The 848-nt window shown below is 60.1% G+C and carries 1 protein-coding gene; it reads right to left on the bottom strand.

Annotated elements, in window-relative coordinates; genetic code table 11:
- Positions 1-848 (bottom strand): Ulp1 family isopeptidase (locus tag ATY29_RS02495; protein WP_244597331.1); only part of this gene is annotated, 848 nt, incomplete at both ends.

Below are 848 nucleotides of genomic sequence, written 5' to 3'. Positions count from 1 at the left end.
CAGCCGCCGCAGCCCCCGCTCGAGCACTGTTGGGCGCGGGGCTCAGACGTCGTTGGAGTTGCTCCCGATCGGCGACGAGGTTGTCGAGGTGCAGCACGGCTGGCCGGCCTCTTCGTGCCAGTCGTCTAACGAGCGCCCGCGTGCCGTCAACCACGAAGACTCCGCAATCATAGTCGTTGCGCTGTTGGGTCATGCGGACGGGCTCCAGACGGGTACCCAACCTTTGTGCGAGCATTGCTGCAAACTCGTTGTTCTGGCCCCGGAAGGAGTCATAGTGATAGGCAGCCGGCCCCTCGCGGTTGCGACGGTCAACGAGTAGCAGCGACCAATGGGTGCCGCGGTGATCAGGATCCGAAGCACTGGCATCGCTCACTGGAAGGAACAGGAAGTCGGCTGTATCTCTTCCATTCTGATCATTAACGATGCGCTGGAAAGCGCTCAGCGCGGTGCTCTCATCGCCCAGGCGCAGATGATAATGGGCTATCAGGGGATCGATAAGCCGCGTCCTGGCGGCGAGATCCGGATCGTTTCGCTGCAAGTCCTGCATTAGCAGCTCATAATCCGTCTGGATATGCTGGTCGCCCAGCCATTCGATATGGTCGAGCGACAATCCGCTGCGGCCTTCGATCGATGGATCAACCTGCTGCAGCGGCGAAGTTGATCTGAACTCGGCACGTGGATCCGAACGGCCGTCCAGACCGGCCGGTTCCCGGCCACTTGCCTGCTCAGGGGACAACCCCGACGCTGCGTTCGCCTCAACGACTTGCTGGTACTGCCGAAGCCGCTTGAAAGAGATAGTGTGTTTTCCCATGTCTTCGGTGAAGTCTTGGTAATCTTTTTGCAACGAC

Source organism: Rhizobium hidalgonense, from assembly GCF_002914525.1.
GTDB lineage: Bacteria > Pseudomonadota > Alphaproteobacteria > Rhizobiales > Rhizobiaceae > Rhizobium > Rhizobium hidalgonense.
This window is presented reverse-complemented; position numbering and strand designations above follow the sequence as displayed.